The sequence below is a fragment of the Rathayibacter sp. AY1H2 genome (genome assembly GCF_002931985.1).
Classification (GTDB): Bacteria; Actinomycetota; Actinomycetes; order Actinomycetales; family Microbacteriaceae; genus Rathayibacter.
On the sequence record NZ_PSUV01000039.1, the window covers coordinates 1,587 to 3,883 of the forward strand.

The window sequence follows — 2,297 nt, forward strand, 5'->3', positions numbered from 1 at the left end:
CGTAAGGTGGAGCGAATCCCAAAAAGCCGGTCTCAGTTCGGATTGAGGTCTGCAACTCGACCTCATGAAGTCGGAGTCGCTAGTAATCGCAGATCAGCAACGCTGCGGTGAATACGTTCCCGGGCCTTGTACACACCGCCCGTCAAGTCATGAAAGTCGGTAACACCCGAAGCCAGTGGCCTAACCGCAAGGAGGGAGCTGTCGAAGGTGGGATCGGTGATTAGGACTAAGTCGTAACAAGGTAGCCGTACCGGAAGGTGCGGCTGGATCACCTCCTTTCTAAGGAGCATCTGGACACCGCAGGGTGTTCCAGGCGCCAGATCAAAGCGAATGTCTTTGCTGGTAGCTCATGGGTGGAACATTGAACTAGGTGCTCGGTGAGATCGTCTCGCGTCAGTACAGCCTTCGGGTTGGGAACGCGTCGGGGCGGTGGAGTCGGGTACATGCACGCTGTTGGGTCCTGAGGGACCGGGCCGGCTGCCTTCGGGTGGCGGGGTCGACTCTCCGGATCTTTTTCTCACGCCTGGGTGTGTGGGAGAGGGATACCGCCCGTATTTTGAGAACTACACAGTGGACGCGAGCATCTTAGATTCACGGCTTCGGTCGTGGATCGACAAGATTCGCATGGCGCGGCTTTCGGGCTGCGGTCATGCAAATCATTGGATCTGCAACTTTTCGAGTTGTAGTTTCTTAACTCATGTGATTAGCAAGTTCATAAGAGCAAACGGTGAATGCCTTGGCATCTGGAGCCGAAGAAGGACGTCGTAATCTGCGATAAGCCTCGGGGAGCTGATAAACGAGCTGTGATCCGAGGATTTCCGAATGGGGAAACCCCGCCAGGCCCCTTGTGGTGACCTGGTGACTCCCGCCTGAATATATAGGGCGGGTAGAGGGAACGTGGGGAAGTGAAACATCTCAGTACCCACAGGAAGAGAAAACAACAGTGATTCCGTCAGTAGTGGCGAGCGAACGCGGAAGAGGCTAAACCGAGTCATGTGTGATACCCGGCAGGGGTTGCATGGCCGGGGTTGTGGGACTTTTCGTTCCGGTCTGCCGGCCGGTGAACGTTACAGCGCATCATAGACGAACAGGTTTGAACGCCTGGCCAGAGCGGGTGCGAGCCCCGTAGTCGAAATGGTGTTATGGCGTGAAGAGTATCCCAAGTAGCACGGGGCCCGAGAAATCCCGTGTGAATCTGTCAGGACCACCTGATAAGCCTAAATACTCCCAGATGACCGATAGCGGACAAGTACCGTGAGGGAAAGGTGAAAAGTACCCCGGGAGGGGAGTGAAATAGTACCTGAAACCGTTTGCTTACAAACCGTCGGAGCCTCCTTGTAGGGGTGACGGCGTGCCTTTTGAAGAATGAGCCTGCGAGTTAGTGCTCTGTGGCGAGGTTAACCCGTGTGGGGCAGCCGTAGCGAAAGCGAGTCCGAATAGGGCGATTCAGTCGCAGGGTCTAGACCCGAAGCGAAGTGATCTATCCATGGCCAGGTTGAAGCGACGGTAAGACGTCGTGGAGGACCGAACCCACTTCAGTTGAAAATGGAGGGGATGAGCTGTGGATAGGGGTGAAAGGCCAATCAAACTTCGTGATAGCTGGTTCTCTCCGAAATGCATTTAGGTGCAGCGTTGCGTGTTTCTTGCCGGAGGTAGAGCTACTGGATGGCCGATGGGGCCCAAAAGCTTACTGACGTCAGCCAAACTCCGAATGCCGGTAAGTGAGAGCGCAGCAGTGAGACTGTGGGGGATAAGCTTCATAGTCGAGAGGGAAACAACCCAGACCACCAACTAAGGTCCCTAAGCGCGTGCTAAGTGGGAAAGGATGTGGAGTTGCACAGACAACCAGGAGGTTGGCTTAGAAGCAGCCACCCTTGAAAGAGTGCGTAATAGCTCACTGGTCAAGTGATTCCGCGCCGACAATGTAACGGGGCTCAAGCACGCCACCGAAGTTGTGGCATTGACATTAGTGGTAGGCCTTCGTGGTCCAGCCGTGTTGATGGGTAGGAGAGCGTCGTGTGGCGAGTGAAGCGGCGGTGTGAACCAGCCGTGGATGCCACACGAGTGAGAATGCAGGCATGAGTAGCGAAAGACGGGTGAGAAACCCGTCCTCCGGAAGACCAAGGGTTCCAGGGTCAAGCTAATCTTCCCTGGGTAAGTCGGGACCTAAGGCGAGGCCGACAGGCGTAGTCGATGGACAACGGGTTGATATTCCCGTACCGGCGAAGAACCGCCCAAGACAATCCAGTAGTGCTAAGTATCTGAATCCCTTTGATGGATCCCTTCGGGGTGAAGCT

The 2,297-nt window shown here is 55.5% G+C and carries 2 rRNA genes (both cut by a window edge); both read left to right on the forward strand.

Going from position 1 to position 2,297, the window contains the following annotated elements:
• A 16S ribosomal RNA gene (locus tag C5C29_RS16705) occupies positions 1–279 on the forward strand (it extends 1,343 nt beyond the left edge of the window).
• Between the two features lie 425 nt (positions 280–704).
• Positions 705–2,297: ribosomal RNA gene (locus tag C5C29_RS16710) — 23S ribosomal RNA — on the forward strand; it runs 1,486 nt beyond the window's last position.
• The 16S and 23S rRNA genes sit together here, the layout of an rRNA operon.